Origin of the sequence: Paraburkholderia piptadeniae, assembly GCF_900007165.1 — a bacterium.
Classification (GTDB): Bacteria; Pseudomonadota; Gammaproteobacteria; order Burkholderiales; family Burkholderiaceae; genus Paraburkholderia; species Paraburkholderia piptadeniae.
In genome coordinates this window covers 117,784-138,308 of sequence record NZ_CYGY02000075.1, presented here as the reverse complement: position 1 = coordinate 138,308, position 20,525 = coordinate 117,784, and the positions used below count along the sequence as shown (strand labels likewise).

Genomic DNA, 20,525 nt, shown 5'->3' with positions numbered 1-20,525 from the left:
CTCCCAACGCTTCAAGGGGTTAGTTTGGCTGCCGGATCAAACTTCGGGTTAGCAATCGGATTGCGCTTCGCGCGCGTAAATTCTCAGCGCGATCAGATACGCCACGAGCACGACCGTGAGGCCGAAAAGCGGCGAGGCGGCAACGCAGATCCGGATCGCGTCCAATTTCGCGCACTGCAGGTGCGTATTCATCACGCGCCCGCCCCTGCGTTTTCGTGGCGGCGCTGACGCCGCAATAGCGCACGCGTGACGAGCGCTGTGACGGCGATGCCGAGCGTCGTGCTCATGATGAGGTTCGCGAACACGGCGAACGCCTCGCCGCGTACGCCTGCGCGGGAAGCATGATGCCTACGCCTGCGGGAATGAAAAACAGCGAATGGTGTGGTGCAGTGTTGAAGCGCAGCGGGTTCGACCGATTCGGGCGTACTGGTACGGTACATCGCGCGAGCGCGCAGAGCAGCAGCGAACTTTACTAGGTTCCTGTTGGCTCTGTTATCCGGGGGTAGGTCAAAGCATGCCCGGCGGGACCGGGAACGGGCAGCGAGAACTTATAATTGCGCTTTTCAGCGACGCCTTACCAGCGCCATTCCAATGCTTGAACGCCCCGCGCTCACAAAGTTGCCGCATCGTAAGATTGGCTGGGCACGCCAAAATACCGACAAGCTGCACCACGCGTGCCCGCAGACGGCAAACGGACACCATGCGAATGCTGGCGCTTAAGCGTTTCACGAATCCCGACGTCACGCGCGCCGTCGCGAACCTTGTCTGGCTTGGCCTCGAGCGCCTGACGCAGATCGGCGTGGCGATCGCGATCAGCGGCGTGCTGGCGCGCTATTTCGGTCCCGACGTGTTCGGCAAATGGCAATATGCCAATACGCTTTTGCTCGTCCTGTCGCCGATTACATGGGTTTGCGGCGCGGAAATCCTCGTGCCGACCATCGTCCATCGGCAGCAAGAACAGCTCGGGACCGTGCTTGGCAGCGCGTTCGCGTTGCGGCTGTTGGTGTCGGCCGTGGCGCTCCTGCTGACGTGGGCCGGAATTGCCGCGGGCTTCACCGATCCGCTCGTCGGCGCGATGCTGGCCGGGCTCGCTGTCACGATGCTGTTGCGCGAGCCGCTCGTCGGCGTGATCAACGCGTGGCTGCAGAGCATGACCTACAGCAAGCCGCAGCTAGTCACGAGCATGACCACGGCGATCGCGAAAGCGATCCTCGTCTGGCTGCTCGTGCGCGCGGCCGCCGCGCCCGCGCGCTTCGGCTGGTTGTGGGCGCTCGAATCGGCCGTCATCGGCTTCGTGCTGATCGTCTATTACGTTCGACGCGACGTGGGCAAACCCGGCGGCAAGCTCGGCTGGCATCTGGACCGCGCGCTCTTTCGTCACTTCGCGACGGCGGGCGCCGTGTTCTGGCTCGGGCTCATCTGCATGTACCTGTTCCTGAAGCTCGACCGGCTGATGCTCGAACGCGCGATCTCGTTCGCCGATCTCGGCCGCTATTCGGCCGCGCAGCAGCTGAACGAGAACTGGATCACGCTCGCGCTGATGCTCGCGCAGACGCTCGCGCCCGCGTTCGTCTACCGCATCCAGGATCTCGTGCAACTGCGTCGCAATATGTGGCGCCTCACGGCGATGACGGCCGTGCTGATGATCGCGGGCGCGTGCGTGCTCGATCTGCTTGCGGGCTTTATCATCCGCCGCGTGTTCGGGCCGAACTTCGAAGAGGCCGTCGATATCTTTCGCTGGGCCGTGTGGCTGTCCGTGCCGGCGGGCATCGAGGCGATCGGCAACCTGGTCGTGCTGAAGTATCAGGCGAAGTTCGTGTTGCTGTCGAAATGGCTGCTCGCGCTGGCCGTCGCGTGCGTCGTCAATCTGCTCGCGATCGCCCGCATGGGCGCGTATGGCGCGCTGGTCGGCCTCGCAGCCGGATATCTGGCCGCGGCGTCCGTCAATTTCTACTACATCCGTTTCAAGCTGCGTCCATGACGTCTTCTTTTCCGCCCAGGGGCGCGGCCTCGCTCGACGATGTCGCCGTGCTGATGCCCGCCTTCAACGGCCAGGCCGACGTCGAGCGCACGCTGGCCGCGTTCAGCGAGGACGCGCGCATCCATGTGCTGATCGTCGACGATGGCAGCACACCGCCCATCGTCGCGCCCGCATTGCCGAATATGTCGATCGAGGTGCTGCGCATGCCGAAGAACGGCGGCATAGAGCGCGCGTTGCAGGCGGGCATCGAAGCGCTCGCGGCGCGTGGCTTTCGCTACGCCGCGCGCATCGATGCGGGCGACCTGAGCACGCCGCAGCGTCTTGCGAAACAGCGTGCGTATCTCGAAGCGAATCCGCGAGTCGCGGGACTCGGCATGTGGACGCAGGTCGTTTCGCGCGACGGCACGCCGCTCTTCATGCTGACGCCGCCCACCGAGCCGCGCGCCATCCGACGCGTGCGCTTTCTGCGCACCTGCTTCGTGCATCCGTCGATGATGCTGCGTGTCGATGCCGTACTCGCTGTCGGCAACTATCGCGAGGCGTACAAGGCGGCGGAAGACCTCGATCTTTTTCTGCGCCTGATGGAACGCTACGACTGCGCGAATCTGCCGGAAACCGGCCTTTACTACGAACTGAACGAAGGCGGCATCAGCGCGACGAAACGGCGCCGCCAGATCGTATCGACGCTGCGTTTGCAGATGCGATACGTCAACGTGCTCAATCCGTGCGACTGGCTGGGCGTCGCGAAGACGCTGCTGCATTTCGTAACGCCGTACCAGACGCTTCAGCGCGTGAAGAAGCGTCTCTATGCGCCGCGCGCGAGCCTCTAATACCCTCACTATTTCCTGTCCCGCATCGCAAGCATGAAGCACCCGATCGAATCCGCCCGCGCGCTGCGCATCTGTCTCGTGTGCAATACCGCGTTTGCGATCTATACGTACCGGCAAGGGCTGATACGTATGCTCATCGAACGCGGCGTCGAAGTGACGGTGATCGCGCCGCGCGACCGTACGTTCGATCTGCTCAAAGAAATGGGCTGCCGCTGCATCGAGTTGCATGTCGCATCGAAAGGCACCAATCCGCGCGACGATCTGCGCACGACCTGGACGCTGTACAGGCTCTATCGGTCGATTCGTCCGCATATCGTGTTTCATTACACGATCAAGCCGAATATCTACGGCACGATTGCCGCGAAACTGGCAGGCGTCGTCTCGGTTGCCGTGACGACTGGCCTGGGCTATGTTTTCATCCAGAAGAGCCGTGCCGCGCAAATCGCAAAGTTTCTATACCGCTTTGCGTTTCGCTTTCCGCGCGAAGTATGGTTTTTGAACAAGGACGATCAGGCCGCCTTTCTCGATCAGAGACTGCTCGTGCATCCTGAGCGAGCGCGTCTGCTGCATGGCGAAGGCGTGGACATCGACCAGTTTTATTTCACGCCGTTGCCTAAGCGCCCAGGTGAGCGTGAAAATGCACACGAGACATTTTCTTTTGTGTTAATCGGGCGGCTGTTGTGGGATAAAGGCGTGGGCGAATATGTCGAGGCTGCGCGTCGATTGCGCGCGACTTATCCGCATGCACGCTTTCAGTTGCTCGGCCCCGTGGGCGTCGACAATCCGAGCGCGATCACGCGGGCCGAAGTGGACGCGTGGGTGCGCGAAGGCGTGATCGAGTATCTGGGCGAAGCGCACGACGTGCGTCCGCTGATCGAAGCCGCCGGCTGCGTCGTGTTGCCCTCGTATCGCGAAGGCGTGCCGCGCACGCTGATGGAAGCATCGGCGATGGGCCGGCCCATCATCGCGACCGACGTGCCCGGTTGCCGCGAATGCGTCGCCGACGGCGTCAACGGCCTGCTGTGCGAAGTACGCAATGTCGACAGCCTCGCGGCGAAGCTCGCGCAGATGCTCGACATGAGCGACGACGAACGGCGCGCGATGGGCGCGCGCGGCCGCGAGAAAGTGACGAAGGAGTTCGACGAACGCGGTGTCGTCGAGCGGTACAAGGATGTCATTCGGCAATTGACGGGCGTATCACTTTAAGGGAGTTCAGCATGACCACGAAGGGCACAATTCTGGTGACGGGTGGTGCAGGCTTTATCGGCTCGCATACGTGCGTGGAATTGCTCAATAGCGGTTACGAAGTGGTCTTGATCGACAATCTGGTGAACAGCAAGCGCGGATCGATCGCGCGCGTCGAGAAGATCACCGGCAAGAAGATCGCTTTCCACGAAGCAGACGTGCGCGACGAAGCCACGCTCAACACGATCTTCGACCAACACCCCATCACGGGCGCGATTCACTTTGCGGCGCTCAAGGCCGTCGGCGAATCGGTCGCAAAGCCGCTCGAGTATTACCGCAACAACATGGACGGTCTGCTCGTGCTGCTCGACGTGATGCGCGCACGCAATGTGAAGCAGTTCGTGTTCAGCTCATCGGCGACTGTGTACGGCGTGCCGGAAAGCTCGCCGATCGACGAAACGTTCCCGCTGTCGGCGACCAACCCGTATGGCCAGAGCAAGCTGATCGCCGAACAGATCCTGCGCGATCTCGAAGTGTCCGACCCGTCGTGGCGCATTGCGACGCTGCGCTACTTCAATCCGGTCGGCGCGCACGAAAGCGGGCTGATCGGCGAAGACCCCGGCGGCATTCCGAACAACCTGATGCCGTATGTCGCGCAGGTTGCAGTCGGCAAGCTCGACAAGCTGCGCGTGTTCGGCGGCGACTACGAGACGCCGGACGGCACGGGCGTGCGCGACTATATTCACGTCGTCGATCTGGCGCGCGGGCATATCGCGGCGCTCGATGCGCTCGTCAAACGCGATGCGAGCTTTGTCGTCAATCTCGGCACGGGCCAGGGCTATAGCGTGCTCGAAGTCGTGAAGGCCTTCGAGAAGGCGTCCGGCAAGCCGGTGCCGTACGAGATCGTCGCGCGCCGTCCGGGCGATGTCGCGCAGTGCTTCGCGAATCCGGCGAAGGCGCTCGACGTGATCGGCTGGAGCGCGCAATTCGGCATCGAGCGCATGTGCGCCGATCACTGGCGCTGGCAGGCGCAGAATCCGCGCGGGTTCGAGTAAGCGCGATCACACGCAGATTGCACCCATGAACGGATCGCTCCGCCGCGATCCGTTCCGCTTCCTTCCCGCTCTTTCCACCTCCTCTTCTTCTTTCCGCCTGCCGTTCTGTGCACCGACGCACAGAAATTCCCTCCCTCTGATGCTTCAATCCCGGACATGAGGGGCGCTGCGGCACCCGCTTCGTCCCGGCGTCTTCGGAGGGAAAATGAACGTCATCGCAGAAGCGTCCGTCAAGGACGCTCTCGGGCACGCGACGCAGCCCGCTTGCATCGTCCAGCCTGTCGTGCTGGCAGGAGGCTCGGGCACACGTCTGTGGCCGCTGTCGCGCGAGCAATGCCCGAAACAGCTGATCGGCCTGACGAGCGACGAATCGCTGCTCGAAGCGACGTTGCGCAGAACGGAAGCGCTGCGCGTGCCGACGCCTGGACTTCCGACCCAACATATCGCGAGAACGCAGCGGGCACTCGTCGTCTGCAGCGAAGAACTGCGGCTGCCGACGAAGGAACGGCTCGAGCGCTGCGTGTGCGAATCGCGTGTCGTGCTCGAACCCGCGCCGCGCAACACAGCGCCCGCGCTGACGGTCGCCGCGCTTGCCGCGCTCGCGGACGCGCCGCAAGCCGAAGACCCCGTTCTCGTCGTGATGCCCGCCGATCATCTGATCGTCGATGACGCCGCGTTCGCCGCCACGTTGCAGCAAGCCGTCCAGCATGCGCTGCACGATGCGATCGTCGCACTGGGCGTGCCGCCCGAGCGCGCGGAAACGGGCTATGGCTACATCAAGACGGGCCTGCCCGCCGACGCGCACGGCGCGCGTTCCATCGAGCGCTTTGTCGAAAAGCCCGCGCAGGAAACGGCCGAGTGCTATGTCGCGTCGGGCGAGTACTGGTGGAACAGCGGCATCTTCGTGATGCGCGCGTCGGTATGGCTCGCGGCCATCGCTTCGTGCCGGCCCGACATCGCGGCCGCATGCCGCGCGGCGTATGACAGCGCATGCACGGATCGCGACGGCGCGTTGATGATCAACCGCGCCGCGTTCACCGCATGCCCGAGCGACTCGATCGACTACGCGGTGATGGAACGCATCGGCGACGATCCAAAGCTGACGGGCATCATCGTGCCGCTGACGGCGGGTTGGTCCGATATCGGCGCATGGGACGCCGTCTGGAACATCAGCGCGAAGGATGCGGCAGGCAACGTCGCGCGCGGCCGCGTGCTGCTGGAGAGCGCGAGCGACACGTATGCGCATTCCGAAGGACGCCTCGTAGCGTGTGTCGGCGTGACCGGCGTCGTGGTGGTCGAGACGGCGGATGCCGTGCTCGTCGCCGCGAAAGACCGCGTGCAGGACGTCAAGGCGATCGTGAACCGGCTGAACGCCGCGAAGGACACGGAAGCGAAGGTGCACCGCAAAGTCGAGCGGCCGTGGGGCTGCTACGACTCGATCGATCGCGGCGACCGCTTCCAGGTGAAGCGAATCGTCGTGAAGCCGGGCGGGCGGCTATCGTTGCAGATGCATCATCATCGTGCAGAGCACTGGATCGTCGTGCGCGGCACGGCGCGCGTGACGCGCGGCGACGAAACGTTCCTGCTGACCGAAAACCAGTCGACCTACATTCCGCTCGGCGTGCAGCACCGGCTGGAAAATCCGGGCAAGACGCCGCTCGAGATCATCGAGGTGCAGTCGGGCGGTTATCTGGGTGAAGACGATATCGTGCGATTCGACGATCAGTACGGGCGCACCGGAGTCTAGCGGCAGGCCTGTCTGGTGAAATGCGGCGCAGGCACGCGCCAAGCGTTACTGCAACGCCGCACCTTCGGAAACACGGATGAAAACGAACGAGCGGGACGGAGCTGAATTGTCATCCCGAGCGTCGACCGAGGACACTGCATCCGTTTAAGTTACGACCTGTCAATCGAGAAATGAGATTGCCGCACGCGCAGGTGCGGCTTCAAGACGGGCCGACCAAAAACCGTTCCGCGCAGGAATTAGCGGGGTACGCGCGGGTGCCGACGTGCGCGATCCGCTTTGCGTCCCAGATTGCTCATGTGCACACCATATGCACAAATCGCAGCCGTCAGAACCAACGCAACAACACCGAAACCCATCGTCGTTCTCCGTTTCGAGAATTCAAGGTCAGGATAGCCCCAATTCTGCTTGAAATAAAGCTTCCCGGAAAGCCCATCTTGAGTATCGATCCCTCGCCTGCAGCATCCCGTTGACCGTGGCCACCATGCTGGACGAGAACCCATGTGCTTCAAGCCGATGCCGGAATCGCATAATGGTGCTCCCGCAAAAACGGCCCCCGGTATTAGGGAGCCGCTTTTTATGCTGCGCTTCGATTACTTCATGATCGCCAGACAGACCGCCACTACGATGGCGAACATCTTCCACATACGCCACAGTTCGCTGGACCAGATCGCGCCTGCCGCGCCTATGAGAAGCAACACAACGCACAGGTCGTTGTTCACATGCATGCTCGCGAGCATGGCGGCGAACCACCACAGCGCGAGCGATACGACAAAGATAATTGCCCTGCGCGCGAAGAAAGGCAGCGCCATGAACTTCACGTAGGACAACGTCAGCCAGTCCGCAGCGCGCATTTACTCCTCCGACTTGCTGTTCTTGAAATATTCGACGACATCGAAGCTGTACCAGCCTGCGACGCCAGACGCGGCAAGCGACGCGAGAAAGAGCCGCGAGATCTCGATCAGTTCCAGCATATTTCCACCTCGGTAGTGAAGGCTCCCATGCATCGCGCCTCGCGCCATGAACACCAGAGCCAGACCTATCGTCGCTTCTCCGTAGCGAAGTCAAGTCTCCATCCGAAAGAGACTGTGCTAGTGCTGATATGTGTTGCCCAGTTTTCTGGGCTCAAACAAAAATGCATGAGGTATTGTCGAATTTCTAACCAACAGCCCCTCCGCATCAGGCGGTCAAGCGAGTCGCTGCCTTCGGAGGTCACTCGTCGGGCCAATCCAAAAGCGTAGCGTGAAACGGGTCAGCTATTCCGGAGGGGACGACCTCGCAAGACTTGTAAGACTTATCCGGACGTCTGAGGCTTTTAGGTAACGCCAGCAGCGGCCTCCACGCGAAACACCGCCACCGCCTCGCGCAGTACTATCGCCTGCGCTTCGAGTGATTTCGCGGCGGCCGCCGCCTGTTGCACAAGCGCCGCATTCTGCTGCGTCACTTCGTCGATCTGGCCGATCGCGTTGTTGATCTGCTCGATGCCTTCGCTCTCGTCGTGCGCGGCGCCTTCGCGCCTGCGGGAACATCCTCAGGCATGCGCACCGTACAGAGGGGTCTTTAGAGAGCCGAGCTCTTAGTAACAAAGGTCACGATTTCGATGCATAGACGGCGTACTGAGCGCCCAGCGGGATGCCAGTCATATCTTCCCGCGGGCATTCGCCCGGATGCGTGTACCCTCAAGCGTTTTTCATCCGGTGCGCTGCAATCAACCGTGCGTTAACGTGTCCAGGCGCTCACTGGAAGTTGCCGCAAGGCGGTTCCCGGAGCACGCGAACTTTGCGCATTTCGATGGGCTGAATCTGCCGTTCGAGGAAGGGAAGTTTGATCTTGCGTACGCAATGTGCGTATTTCACCACATTGCTCATATAGAGCACGTGCCGCTATTACGCGAGATCGGACGAGTCCTCGAGCCCTCGGGAACACTCGCGATCTTCAAACACAATCCATACAATCCTCTGACCGTGAGGGCAGTCAATACCTGCGAATTCGACGTCAATGCGAGTATTCGTTCGCGAAACTGTCAAATTCCGTTTTATTCATTTTAAGAATTGCCCCCTGCGAAATTCACTGCAAGGCACAACTGACGTGCCGAAGCGTTTCGTCGCATCGCGCAGCAAAATGCTCAGCGCTTTCTCAACAATGAATCTCGGCCGTTGCTTGGTTTCCGAGTATATCTTCGCCACATAACCGCCGATCACGCCGAGAAAGAGCATTTGCAAACCACAGAGAAAACAAATCGGCATCACGGTTGACGCCCAACCCGGCACTGTCAGATCGGTGAACAATCGGGCGAAGAGCGCCCAAAGACCGATATGGCGACTGATGCCATCGACAGGGTCGCTCCAGCGTAGGTACTCAACTGCAGCGGCCTCGATGAAAACGACGCGATACCGTCGAACGCAAGCGCGAGCATCTTGATCAGCGGGTACTTGCTCTCGCCAGCAAAGCTGGGCATGGCGCTCATATTCGACGATCGCGGTCCGAAAGCCGAGCAGCGGAATGATCCCTCGAAGAAACAGGATGACTTCGCGGAAATCGCGCAGCGCCTCGAGTACGCGTCGGCTCATCAAGCGAAAGTCGGCGTGGTCCGGCAGCGCTTCGACGCCGAGCCGGCGCAGTAGGCGGTAATGGCTTTGGGCTGTAACGCGCTTGAAAAACGTATCGGTGTCGCGGCGCGACCGCACGCCGTACACGATCTCCGCGCCGCTGCGATGCGCGGCGAGCATGCGGGGAATCGCATCAAGGTCGACCTGCAGGTCCGCGTCGAGACTGACCAGCACGTCTCCTGGCGCGCTCAGCAGTCCGAGCCCGCAACGCGTTCTGATGTCCCTGATTGCGCGAAAGCTTGATGCCACGGATGCGCTCATCGACCGAATGCAATGCTTCGATCAGCGCCCACGTCCCGTCGCGGGAACCGTCATCAATGAAAGTGACTTCGCTATGCCTGTCGATAGCGCCATCGTCCCGAGCTTATCAAGCAACGTTAGCGCACGCACGCTTTGCCGTCTCCGGCAGAACGGCCTCTTCGTTGTAGCATGGAATCGTCAGAATCAGTGCCAGCATGACGCCCCCCGTCTTTGTTAGTGATGCAGCACTCTGTCATTCCGGAGTGGGTATCCGATCTGGCGGGAACGCATAAAGCCGTGATCCCGCGTATGCAAACACCGTGTACGTCAAGACTCCACAAATCTGCACGATCAGCTTGCCGTGCCCCAGTTGTCCGCCGAGCCACGCGACGATAAGCAGATTCGCGCCGTAAGCCAGAAGACACAGGACCGCGTACCTGAGCAAGCCACTCCCCGCCGGGCCGTGATGGCGAAACGTCCACGCGCGATTCAGCGCGAAGCTCCATAGAAAGCCCACCGCGTAGCCGCTGACATTGGCGGCGACGTCGTCAAGGCCGAACCCGCGCAGGGTTAGCCAGATCACGGCGAATCTGACCGCGGAGTTCGACACGCCTACCAGCGCATATCGCACCGACGAATGGCGAAACAGTTTCATTGGCCGTCGTGCCATGAAAGCGTTGCAGTACGAAGAATCGTCCAACGTGCCGATCCAGCGATCGTATCCTGAATACATTGGAACCGTCCATGAATTGTTCGAGTCCATGCCAGGAAACGATGCGCGACCAGCTATTGTCGCTTTTCATCGCGGACGTACACCACTGCAATACGATCCGCGTACAGACGCCGCCAGTGTGGAAGTGCATCTAACATGTCTAGCGTGGTACTCTTCGCGTTCAGGATCGCCCAGCGGATTCCGTATTTCTCTACGATCCGCTCAAAAGCAGCGCCATTCGGCGTCGTGGCTGCGACGTAATTTGCAAGGAATTCATCCCCGTATACGTCAGCGCGGCCATCGATGAATGGTTTGATATTCCTGAATATCAAATAGCCGCCGAATTCATAGCTGTTGAAAACAGGCTGCCGCAAAATCTCTGCCGGAACGTGATTGAGCGCAGTAGTTGGTGACGCGCCATCATCGGTGTGCACAACAGGATGCGCCACGCGGAATACGGTAAGCAGCATCACGTAAGCCAGCCCTAAGAAAGCCCAACGCACTGAAGGAAGGCAATCTGCGCTCTCATCTCGTCCGCCGCCGAGAGCACGACCAATCGGCTCCGCCAGAATCAGTGCACCCACGATGCCAGCGATCATCTGATTACGCCCATGCTGAAGCGCGAGATGGAGCAGTCCAATGAGCAGGATCAGCCGAGGGATCGGAAGGCGAATCTGGCGGGTGAACGCGAAATAGAGCAACGCCATCAAAATCCCTTCCAAAGGCTGAAATTTCCCGAAATCGGTCGGCGCAAACTCCCCAATAAACGAGAGATGCGGCATGCTCAACACTTCGAACGGGTACAGCAGGCCATGCAAGCCGTTCGGAGTCAAGAGCGATACCGCGGTTGCCGCGACGAAGAATATGCCCCAACTGCGTACAACCCGGCCCCGGTCCGCCTTCGTCTCGACCAATGCTTCGAGTGCAATCGGCAACGTAAGCACAAGGCCAAACACGAAGCTGGCATGCAGATTCGCCCAGAGCAGCATGAGTGGAAGCAGAAGCAGCGATGGCGACGTGCCCTTGTCCTTCGCCAGAATCAAACCGGCCGACCAAAGCACCAGGATCGGCAACACGAGAATGTGCGGACGCGTAAGCAGGCTCGGCGCAACACATGCAGCTGCGAGTATAAACAGGACCATCGCGGCCGGTTGAGTCAACCAGCGTCGAAGGAAATGCGCCAACAGTCCAAATGCCAACGCGGTTACGGCGCCGAATAGCATGACGATGGCGTCCCAGGCGCCAGCCTTGTAGGCGAGCGCCATAGTGACCTCAGACAGCCACTCCTGCGCTACCCACGGCGCTCCCGCGGCAGAAAACGAAAACGGGTCCGCGTGCGGGACGAAGCCGTTCCGAAGTATCCAGTCGCCCGCTGCAATGTGCCAGTAGGTGTCGCCGTCATTTAGCACCTGCCTTGCGAACAGGACGATGCCGTAGCCGATCAATGCGACCAACATCGCAAAGGGTGGTCTGCCCCATGATTCGGAAATCGTTGTTCTTTCGATAATGAATGTATTTTTCACCTAAGCCCCCAATCAGTTTCTCTGTTTTTTCACTCAACAACGTACGCAAATCGCCGTACCCGCGCCACGGTCATCCCTTTCATCCGCTAAGTGCTATCCAAGCCGCATCTCGTCGCGCGCCGGTCGTGGCCGCAGCGGAGGCGTACGGCTCACCGGGTCAAAACACCCTGGGGATAATCCGAAAGCGCACTTTGCCTTTATAACGACGGTAGCTCTCATCGGAGGACAGGAGCTGTTCCTCACGCATGATGCGCACACCCTGCAGCGCGAACTGAAAACCGTACACGAGAACGTTCTGCAAACCAAAGGTCGTCAGCAGAAAACCCATATCCGCGATGAAATAGCCGAGATACATCGGATGCCGTATAAAACGGTACGCACCTGTGGAAATGACACCGCGGTTTGCCGGTAGAAGTCCGAATGAACGGCGGAGCGACGCCTTGGCAAAAATCTGCCAGCAGATCCCGGCAACCTGAAGTGCCCCCCCCACCGACTCCGGCACGAGCCGCACGCCCGGCGCGAGTTGAACCGCGAGAAAGTAGTACGTCGCCCCCATCGAGCAGAACCAGGCGAACGGTGACCAGTCGCGCCGCACAGGCACGCGCGCAAACAGCGACAGGCCCACCGTGAAGCATTCCGTGACGACGAGCAGCAGCAGCGTGATGCGCCCCGGATCGGCACGCCAGTGAAGGATCGCCATATAGCTGAAGATGCTCAGCATCAGCGCCGCGCACACCCGCGACATGACTTCGAGAAGCACATCCCCGACCCGCGGCGAAGCCGGGGCTCCGACCTCGCTCAAACATGGCTCCTGTTGCGCGGCAGGAGTCCCCTCTTGATCGATGATTGTGCCCATGTCTTTCCCCGATTCACGCCTGTCTCTTCGTTATCCTCTGGCGGCCCGTATGTGATCGTGCGTGACCGTCAGTCCGTCTGGTTTTCCGCGAGGTAGCCGTCCACGATTTGCACGAGACCGGAAAGGTAGTTCCTGATGCTCTCCAGTTCCGTGCTATCGAGTCTGCTGTCGAATTCGGCGAGGCTGCGATTTATCTGCTCATAGCACACATTGATCAGCGTTCGACGCCCGGCGACGAAACGCAGCAGAATGCGCCTCCCGTCAGTAGGGTCCGTTTCCCGTTTGATCAATCCGGCCTTTTCCAGACGTTTGAGCGACGTCGTGATACTGCTTGGGGACAACCGCATGAGTTTCGACAGCCTTCCGGGCGTGACGGGCTGAACCTCGTCGTAACAGGCAACTTCCAGGCACTTGAGGTCGGTGACGTTCAGCCCCAGACGCTCGGCCACGAACTGGTTGAAGGCCGCCAGCTTGACGCCCAGCATGAACCGCAGCTTGACGACCTCCGCGTTTTTTTCTGCGTCTGTCATGACATCTCTCCCGTCATCGCGTGAATGCGATTCATCCGCCAATCCGTTCAGCGATAGTCGGAAGCAACACCCGCATCACCCGGATGAATGCCGGTCCCAACAGCACCAGCATCAGCGTGGGGAAGATGCAGAACATCAGCGGGAACAGCAGTTTCACGGCGATCTTTCCAGCAGCCTCCTCCGCACGCAACCTGCGCTTCAGGCGGAGGTTTTCCGAATGCACGCGCAACGAGTCGCCCACACTGGTGCCGAAGCGTTCGGCCTGAATCAGCATCGCGACCAGCACATCGAGGTCTTCCACGCCGGTGCGCATCGCGAGATTCTTGAGCGCCGTCTCCTTGCTCATTCCCGCCCTGAGTTCGAGCAGAAGCAGCTGCAGCTCGCTGCTCAGGGTGCGGCTCTTGATGTGCATTTCGTCCGCGACCTTCATGAGCGCAGCATCGAGTCCCAGCCCGGCTTCCACACAGACCGTGAGCAGATCCAGCGCGTCCGGGAAATCCTCGAAGATGGTCTGCTGACGACGGCGCACCTGGCGCGCCAGCACGACATTCGGCAGGTAGTAGCCGATCGCGGCGAGCATCAGCAGGACCAACACAAAGACGTGGTTAGTATCTTTCGCGACATAGGGCGCCGCGGCCACCAGACTGATCAGCGGCAGTCCGATGACGAGCACTGTCTTCGCGGCGAAGTAAAGCGCCGGCGCCGATGTGCTACGCCATCCGGCGTGCATGAAGCGGGTCCGGAGCGCCGAATTCTCCCAACCTTCCTTCGGAATCGACAGGCGTGCAATGGGTTTCGATACTTCCGCGATCTTCTTGACCCATTGCGCATCGAGATCGTTCGATGCGTCCTGTTGCGGACTATCGCCATCCGAAATGGTCTTGAGTCGCCGGTGCACCGAGTTGGGCATGAGCAACGCGATCGCGCCGAAGGTGACGACGGCAACAATCACAAAGACGATGACCAGCAATACAATCTGCTCTGTTTTCATCGCAGGCATGGGCGAACCCATCTCCATTCAAAAATTCACACATGAATCCGGATGATCTTGCGCATCCACACCACGCCAGACACCATCGAGACGAGCGCAACACCGACCAATTTGGGGCCTGCGGTGTCGGTCCACAGCACGTTCAAAAACCCGGGGTTGATCAGCGAGATGATCAGTGCTACCGCAAAAGGCAGGATGCCGAGTATCCAGGCCGACAGCCGCCCCTCCGCCGAGAGCGCCCTCACCTTGCCAAGCAGCGCGAGCCGGTTTCGGATCAGCTGGCTGATGTTGCCGAGAATCTCAGCCAGATTGCCACCGCTCTCCCGCTGGATCAGCACGGCGATCACGAAGTAGCGCAGGTCGCTGATCGGGATGCGGTTCGCGAGCGCGCCCAGCGCTTCGTTGAGCGGAATACCGAAGTTGATCTCGTCGAACGCCGCGCGAAACTCGCCGCCGATCGGCTCCGGCATTTCGTCGCCGACGATCCCGAGCGCGGTCGCAAACGAATGGCCCGCGCGCAACGAGCGGCTCATCATGTCTGCGGCTTCCGGCAATTGCGCCTCGAGCTTCTTCAGGCGCTTCTTCATGGCACGGTTGACCTTGAACGGCGCATACAGGGCCCCCACCAGCGCGAGCGCGACGACAGCCGGCGCCGGAATGGGAAGCAGCTGGCCAATCAGCCCGAGCACGATGGGCGTGCAGACCGTCAGCATCAGGAACTTGCCGACCGACCAGCCGAGGCCCGACTGAACCAGCCAGCCGTCAAGTGCATGAACCCGCGGCAGCTTCAGCAGCAGCCGGGTCATCAGCGCCGAGGTGCTCAACTCGCGCTGCTTGAGAATCGACTCGGTTTGAGCGTTGCCGTGGCCGCCCGCGGACATCATGCGGATGCGGTTTTCGACGCGCTTCGCCTCGCTGCTGTGCCGGCTTTGCCACCAGAGGTAGCCGGATTCGATCAGCAGGATGATCGAGAAGAACACCAGGATGACGAATCCATAGAATTGAAAGTTCATGTCCAGATCCCTCGCAGTGGCGCAGCCGTGGCCGCCTCCCCTTGGTGGTTCCCCGTCATGCGGGGTTTATACGGGGTAGTGCTTCGATGGGTCGTACAGCGAATCGGGCACGGCGACGCCGAATGCCTGCAAGCGGTCGGAGAATTTCGGCCGCACGCCCGTTGCGCAAAAATGCCCGCACACTTTTCCGTCCCGGTCGATGCCCTCGCGCTTGAACGTGAAAACCTCCTGCATGTTGATGATGTCGCCTTCCATGCCGGTGATTTCCTGAATGCTCGTGATCTTCCTTCGTCCATCCGTCAACCGCGCGACCTGAACGATCACGCTGATCGCGGAACTGATCTGATGGCGCGCGGATTTGGGCGGCAGGTTCAGCCCCGCCATGCCGATCATGTTTTCGAGCCGCGTCAGCGCATCGCGCGGGGTGTTCGCGTGCAACGTCGCAAGCGATCCTTCGTGGCCCGTGTTCATCGCCTGCAGCATGTCGAGCGCCTCCGCGCCGCGCACTTCGCCGAGGATGATGCGGTCCGGCCGCATCCGCAGCGCATTGCGCACCAGCGAACGCTGCGTGATCTCGCCGCGCCCCTCGATGTTGGGCGGCCGCGTTTCGAGGCGCAGCACGTGCATCTGGCGCAACTGAAGCTCGGCGGCGTCTTCGATCGTGACGATCCGCTCGTCGGCCGGAATGAAGCCCGACAGCACGTTGAGCAGCGTCGTCTTGCCGCTGCCCGTGCCGCCCGAGATCAGGACGTTCATCTTCGCGGCCGACATCGCTTCGAGCACCTGAAGCATCGGCGGCGTCATGCTCTGTTTCTCGATCAGGTCTTTAGTCGTGAGCGGGTTCACGGAGAAACGGCGAATCGACAGCAGCGGCCCGTCGATGGCGGACGGCGGAATGATCGCGTTCATCCGCGAGCCGTCGGGAAGACGGGCATCCACCATCGGATTCGACTCGTCGATGCGCCGGCCGACGCGTGACACAATCTTCTCGATCACTTTCATCAGGTGCGCATCGTCATAGAACGTGATGTCCGTCAGCTCGAGCTTGCCGCGCCGCTCGACATAGACATGCTTGTGCGTATTGACCAGAATGTCCGAAACCGTCGGATCGGCCAGCAACGGTTCGAGCGGCCCGAAGCCAAGCATCTCGTCGCGCACGTCGCGCACCAGATGCCGACGCTCGACCTCGTTGATTGGGACGTTGTCTTCTTCGATGATCCGCTCGACGAGGTGCGCGAGCTCTTGCTGGATCTGCTCGTTCGACAGACGCTGCAACTTTTCCAGTTCGACGCGGTCGATAATCGCCTGATGGACGTTTCTCTTGAGTTCCTGATAGGCCTTCTTCGCCATTGTCGTGCGATGCTGGCCCGGGTCACGCACCGATGCATCGGGCTGCTGGAAAAACTGCTCGCGCAGTGTCATTACGTTGTCCATTCTGGTTCTCCTTGTATTTCTCGCTTGCCCTATCCCGCGCTTCAGGCCCTGCTCAACGCCGGCCGCGCAAAGAACTTCTGCAGGATGCTGCCGCTGCGTGCATCGGCCGGCGGAGGCGAAAGACTGCGCACCAGTTCGCTGATTCCTTTTGCGACGCCGCTCGATCGGGCCAGACGCAGGATCGGCACGCCCTGGTTGATCGACGCCGACACGGCAGCTTCGTCTTCGGGGATCACGCTCGTCACGCGCAGGCCCAATGCTTTCTCGAGTTCCGGCAACCCCACAGGCCCTTTCTTTTCATAGCGGTTGACCAGCACGCGGACCTTGTCGCTGCGATAGCCGAGCGAACGGAAAATTTCCAACAGCCTGCGGCCTGCCCGCAGATACGGCAGGCTCAGTTGCAGCACGGAGAAGATGCATTCGCTCTGGTCCAGCACGGCGATCGACACGTTGCTGATGTTCTGACCGACATCGAAGATGACGAGGTCGTATTGAGGACGCGCAAGATTCAGAATGCGCTGCAGATGCTCGGGCTTGATCTCCTTCGCGCGTGCCGGGTCGGGCGCACCGGCGAGCACGTCGAACGAGTCGCACACGTGCGTCATGCATGCGTCGAGGAATGCGGGATCGAGCCGTTCGATTTGCGCGCTGACATCAGCGAGCGTGGCGGGCGGCGTCATCTCGGACACGAGGAATGCCGCTTCGCCAAACTGCTGGTTCAGGTCGATCAGCAGCGCGCGCTTGCCTGCCGTCGATGCTGCAAACGCGAGGTTCGCCGCGAGAAACGACGTGCCGCTTCCGCCCTTGCACGACACGAATGAAATCACCCGGCCCTCGCGCCGCGTGCGGTTCGTCTTGCTGGCGATGCGTTCGACCGCATGCCGAAAATCTTTCGGATCGACGGGCCACTGCTGGACATCCCGCACGCCCGCGCGCATCGCGCGAATGACCAGGTCCGCGGACGGCGACGGCGTCAGCAGCATGCAGGTCAGTTCGGCATGCCGGGTTGCAATGGCCAGCAGCGCATCGAAGTCCTGCTGTGTCAGTTGCGCGCCGTCGAATATCAGCAGGTCGACGCCATCGAGCGCTTCCTTATCCGTGCAGAGATGGAGCAGGGTTGCCGTCGAGGCCCTGACGCGATGGTGGGAATCGCCCGCCTCGACGATCCGCGCGATCGCGTTGGCGTGCGCCGGATCGGATGAAATCGTGAGAATGTCGATCATTTGATTCGTCCTGTCATGAGCGATGGTCTAGCTGCAGGTTGGATTGGTGCCGCCCACGCTGTTGAGGCTTTCGCGCGGCAAGGTCGTCGAGAACGGCGGCATCGTCACGTCGAACGGCACGAACGGCACCACGGTATTGACCGTGACGTTCGTAATGGCCACCGTCACCGCCGTGCACGATGTCGCATCGCATCCAGCCGGCGTGTACGTCACCGTGATGTTGGCGGGCTGCAGGATCGGCAGCATCTGCTGCATGTTTCTGACCACGGAGCTGCTGTTGACATCGCAGACGACGGCCACGCGCGCGCCCAGCCTGGTCGCTTCGGCTGCCGTGTTCCAGTAGAAGAGCACGCGCCCCATTTCCATCACGCCGATTAGCAGCGTGAAAAAGAGCGTCGAGACGAGAGCGAACTCGATGGCCGCTACACCTCTTTGGCGCCGCGCGCCCGGCAGACGGCGGATTGCGGTTCTGTTCATAGCACCTGCCTCATCACGCAGCTGATATCCCCGAAGACCAAGCCGCGCAGGGGGAAGTACCCGGTAATCTGCGAGTACGGGTAGCCCGTGACCGTGACCTGCACGAGGTTGATCGTCTCGGCAGCGGGCGTGGTTTGCACGTTCTTGTACTGCCCGTTGCAGCCCGTCGTGTTGACCTGATCGCACACCACGACCATGTTCAACTGCAGCCCGTCTACCAATGGAGTGCCATTGGGGTCGGGTCCAGTGGCCGGCGGTGGGACGCAATTCCTTTTGCCGTAGACGACGAGACAACGCGCGTCATCGATCGGATAGTCGGCGGTGTCGGTCGGGTCAAAGGTCGACAGGAGGCGCGTCGCATCCCTCACCGACTTGACGACCGTGTTGTACTGATAGAACGCGTGGCCGAACTCGGCGATGCCGAGCAGCAGCGTGATCAGCGGGACTGCGAGCAGCGCGAACTCGACGGCTACGGCGCCCTGCATCCTGCGCATCGATTGTCTGTGCGAGCGCATGACAGTTCTCCTATTGAACCAGCACTGGCACCATCGGCCCGATGCCGGCGGTGGTGTTGCCCGGGATGCCCTGGGTGGCGCAAGGCGTGGCCGGATCGGTCGCATCGCCGCGATATTCGAGGTAGAGGTAGCCCTTCATCGTGCCGTTGTTGTTCTTCTCCATCGGGTGCAGCATCAGGATGCAGGACCATGACAGGATCGGCGCCTGCTGGCTGCCGCCCGTTAGCGAGGCACAGTCGACCATGGGCACCAGGGCGAGCCTCCGGTCTGCACCACTGGCGTAATCGGTCTGGGATTGAGTCGTTCCCTGCACGGTCAGGCCTCCCTGGTAGGGCGTGTGATTCGCGCGCTGGTTGTCGCGGAAGTCCGGGAAGACGTTCTTGCCTCGAATGATGGTGCCGAGAAGCGCCGGGTCAGTCGGCCAGTAGGAGTAGCCGGTAAAATCCGATACGCCCGATGGGTTCGGCGGACCGTTGTACGGATTCTGGTAGATGCCGAAGCGGGTGTTCCACGCGCCGTCCATGCTCTGGACGTTACCGGGCTTGCCGACCTGGGTGCCGAGCGTCGGCAACGTGCATTGTCCCGCACCCGTGAGCATGGCTTTCATGTCGGGCACGGTGCCGGCGCCCGGGTACGCGACCCACATGAAACTGCCCGACATCTGGCCGTTTTGGCCCCCGCCCACCTTGCTGGGAATCCAGTCACCCACGTTGTAGGGACTGCCCGCTGCCGGTTTGCAAACGGCGACGGGCAACGCGCACGTCGTCTGCGATTGCGTGGTCGACGCAACCGCCGTTGCCGCGACGGCCGACTGGCCGAGTGCCGCGTTGACCACCTGCATGAACCAGTTGGCGATACCCGTGCGGCTCACCGTGCAACGCACAAAGCCGATGTTCGGCACGTCCGCCGCCGTGAACTGGTCCTTGGTCTGGTACGGTCCCGCGAACTGCCTGCTGAACGTGACGTTGCTGTTGACCGAGAGCGCCACGTTCTCGCTTTGCAGCAGCACGCGGTTGCTCGCGCCCACTGTCATGCCCGCCGCCTCGGGCGCGTCGAGCGACACCGCGTGCGTCAGATCGCGTGCCGCCGCCAGCGCGCACGCGTCGGCGGCATTCGACAGTTCGCTCTTCGCGATATACAGCTTGCCCAGATCGAGTGCGATGCCGGCGAAGCCGATCAGCACCGCGAGCGTGAGCGCGACAATGATCGCCACGACGCCGCGCTCGCCACGACGAGCGGCACCATATCCACGAGGTTGATTAACGCGACGCATGACGATCTCCCGTGCCTGTTTCCGTTCCTACTGCCCCGAGCTTCCGCTGCCAATGCCGATGACGTACGGGTTCGCCGTCTGCGGGGGTTTGCGGAAGTTCCTGTCATAGTTGTCCATTGCGGCAGTGGCGGCCACGCCGTCGATGCTCTGCGTGGCGGGCGCGTGCTCGCCAGCGTGCGGATCGATGATCTGCGCCTGTTTGACGGCTTTGAGCGCCTGGCCGAAATGCGCATCCCAGATCGGCGTGCTGGTCATGCATCCGTTCAGCGCGAGACAGGCGGGCAAGACGAGCGCTGCGCGACGCGCGAAGACAATGAGTTCGAGTTTCATGAGA

Annotated in this window: 21 protein-coding genes and 1 pseudogene; 6 read left to right on the top strand and 16 right to left on the bottom strand. The window is 61.3% G+C overall.

Annotated features, from left to right (window positions below):
- Positions 1-48 precede the first annotated feature (48 nt).
- Positions 49-192, bottom strand: a complete 144-nt coding sequence (locus BN2476_RS46760) for a hypothetical protein (protein ID WP_160111820.1) — start codon at positions 190-192, stop codon at positions 49-51.
- Between the two features lie 514 nt (positions 193-706).
- Between BN2476_RS46760 and BN2476_RS35825 the strand changes: the two genes are divergently transcribed.
- From BN2476_RS35825 to BN2476_RS35805, 5 genes are all read left to right on the top strand, one after another.
- Positions 707-1,981, top strand: a complete 1,275-nt coding sequence (locus BN2476_RS35825) for a lipopolysaccharide biosynthesis protein (RefSeq protein ID WP_087738921.1) — start codon at positions 707-709, stop codon at positions 1,979-1,981.
- Complete coding sequence (locus BN2476_RS35820) at positions 1,978-2,811, top strand: glycosyltransferase (RefSeq protein WP_087738920.1); 834 nt, start codon at positions 1,978-1,980, stop codon at positions 2,809-2,811. The genes BN2476_RS35825 and BN2476_RS35820 overlap by 4 nt, the downstream gene beginning before the upstream one ends.
- A gap of 33 nt (positions 2,812-2,844) precedes the next feature.
- Positions 2,845-4,017 carry a glycosyltransferase family 4 protein gene (locus BN2476_RS35815; protein ID WP_087738919.1) on the top strand — a complete coding sequence of 391 codons (1,173 nt, stop codon included), beginning with the start codon at positions 2,845-2,847 and terminating at the stop codon, positions 4,015-4,017.
- An 11-nt stretch (positions 4,018-4,028) separates the two neighbouring features.
- Entirely contained in the window at positions 4,029-5,051 is a 1,023-nt protein-coding gene (gene galE, locus BN2476_RS35810) for a UDP-glucose 4-epimerase GalE (protein WP_087738918.1), read from the top strand.
- Between the two features lie 205 nt (positions 5,052-5,256).
- Positions 5,257-6,798 carry a mannose-1-phosphate guanylyltransferase/mannose-6-phosphate isomerase gene (locus BN2476_RS35805; protein ID WP_087738917.1) on the top strand — a complete coding sequence of 514 codons (1,542 nt, stop codon included), beginning with the start codon at positions 5,257-5,259 and terminating at the stop codon, positions 6,796-6,798.
- 590 nt (positions 6,799-7,388) lie between these two features.
- Here the strand turns inward: BN2476_RS35805 and BN2476_RS35800 are convergent.
- Together BN2476_RS35800 and BN2476_RS35795 are read right to left on the bottom strand one after the other, a co-directional pair.
- On the bottom strand, positions 7,389-7,607 hold the full coding sequence (locus tag BN2476_RS35800) for a hypothetical protein (protein WP_235851108.1): 219 nt from the start codon (positions 7,605-7,607) through the stop codon (positions 7,389-7,391).
- A 503-nt stretch (positions 7,608-8,110) separates the two neighbouring features.
- Positions 8,111-8,308 (bottom strand): annotated as a pseudogene (locus BN2476_RS35795) (methyl-accepting chemotaxis protein); the annotation flags it as partial.
- A gap of 154 nt (positions 8,309-8,462) precedes the next feature.
- On the opposite strand from BN2476_RS35795, the gene BN2476_RS35790 reads away from it, so the two are divergent.
- Positions 8,463-8,843: a class I SAM-dependent methyltransferase gene (locus tag BN2476_RS35790; RefSeq protein ID WP_087738914.1), complete on the top strand. Its 381-nt coding sequence runs from the start codon at positions 8,463-8,465 to the stop codon at positions 8,841-8,843.
- Here the strand turns inward: BN2476_RS35790 and BN2476_RS35785 are convergent.
- From BN2476_RS35785 to BN2476_RS35725, 13 genes are all read right to left on the bottom strand, one after another.
- Complete coding sequence (locus BN2476_RS35785) at positions 8,835-9,665, bottom strand: glycosyltransferase (protein ID WP_268957992.1); 831 nt, start codon at positions 9,663-9,665, stop codon at positions 8,835-8,837. The two genes, BN2476_RS35790 and BN2476_RS35785, sit on opposite strands and share 9 nt — an antisense overlap.
- A gap of 232 nt (positions 9,666-9,897) precedes the next feature.
- A complete protein-coding gene (locus BN2476_RS35780; RefSeq protein WP_160111819.1) occupies positions 9,898-10,299 on the bottom strand; it encodes a GtrA family protein in 402 nt (133 codons plus the stop codon).
- A gap of 131 nt (positions 10,300-10,430) precedes the next feature.
- Positions 10,431-11,879: a hypothetical protein gene (locus tag BN2476_RS35775; protein ID WP_143811119.1), complete on the bottom strand. Its 1,449-nt coding sequence runs from the start codon at positions 11,877-11,879 to the stop codon at positions 10,431-10,433.
- A gap of 157 nt (positions 11,880-12,036) precedes the next feature.
- Positions 12,037-12,735 carry a methyltransferase family protein gene (locus BN2476_RS35770; protein ID WP_087738911.1) on the bottom strand — a complete coding sequence of 233 codons (699 nt, stop codon included), beginning with the start codon at positions 12,733-12,735 and terminating at the stop codon, positions 12,037-12,039.
- A gap of 68 nt (positions 12,736-12,803) precedes the next feature.
- Positions 12,804-13,265: a MarR family winged helix-turn-helix transcriptional regulator gene (locus BN2476_RS35765; protein WP_087738910.1), complete on the bottom strand. Its 462-nt coding sequence runs from the start codon at positions 13,263-13,265 to the stop codon at positions 12,804-12,806.
- A gap of 31 nt (positions 13,266-13,296) precedes the next feature.
- Positions 13,297-14,265: a type II secretion system F family protein gene (locus BN2476_RS35760; protein WP_087738950.1), complete on the bottom strand. Its 969-nt coding sequence runs from the start codon at positions 14,263-14,265 to the stop codon at positions 13,297-13,299.
- A 26-nt stretch (positions 14,266-14,291) separates the two neighbouring features.
- The gene (locus BN2476_RS35755; protein ID WP_087738909.1) at positions 14,292-15,269 is read right to left on the bottom strand and encodes a type II secretion system F family protein; all 978 of its coding nucleotides are present in this window, start codon (positions 15,267-15,269) and stop codon (positions 14,292-14,294) included.
- Between the two features lie 66 nt (positions 15,270-15,335).
- A complete protein-coding gene (locus BN2476_RS35750; RefSeq protein WP_173819702.1) occupies positions 15,336-16,691 on the bottom strand; it encodes a TadA family conjugal transfer-associated ATPase in 1,356 nt (451 codons plus the stop codon).
- A gap of 53 nt (positions 16,692-16,744) precedes the next feature.
- The gene (locus tag BN2476_RS35745) at positions 16,745-17,926 is read right to left on the bottom strand and encodes a CpaE/TadZ family protein (RefSeq protein ID WP_087738907.1); all 1,182 of its coding nucleotides are present in this window, start codon (positions 17,924-17,926) and stop codon (positions 16,745-16,747) included.
- Between the two features lie 27 nt (positions 17,927-17,953).
- Positions 17,954-18,403, bottom strand: a complete 450-nt coding sequence (locus BN2476_RS35740; protein ID WP_087738906.1) for a TadE/TadG family type IV pilus assembly protein — start codon at positions 18,401-18,403, stop codon at positions 17,954-17,956.
- Positions 18,400-18,918 carry a TadE/TadG family type IV pilus assembly protein gene (locus tag BN2476_RS35735; protein WP_087738905.1) on the bottom strand — a complete coding sequence of 173 codons (519 nt, stop codon included), beginning with the start codon at positions 18,916-18,918 and terminating at the stop codon, positions 18,400-18,402. The genes BN2476_RS35740 and BN2476_RS35735 overlap by 4 nt, the downstream gene beginning before the upstream one ends.
- A 10-nt stretch (positions 18,919-18,928) precedes the next feature.
- Positions 18,929-20,191, bottom strand: coding sequence for a TadE/TadG family type IV pilus assembly protein (locus BN2476_RS35730; RefSeq protein ID WP_087738904.1), 1,263 nt, complete (start codon positions 20,189-20,191; stop codon positions 18,929-18,931).
- A gap of 27 nt (positions 20,192-20,218) precedes the next feature.
- Complete coding sequence (locus tag BN2476_RS35725) at positions 20,219-20,521, bottom strand: hypothetical protein (protein ID WP_087738903.1); 303 nt, start codon at positions 20,519-20,521, stop codon at positions 20,219-20,221.
- Between the last annotated feature and the right edge of the window lie 4 nt (positions 20,522-20,525).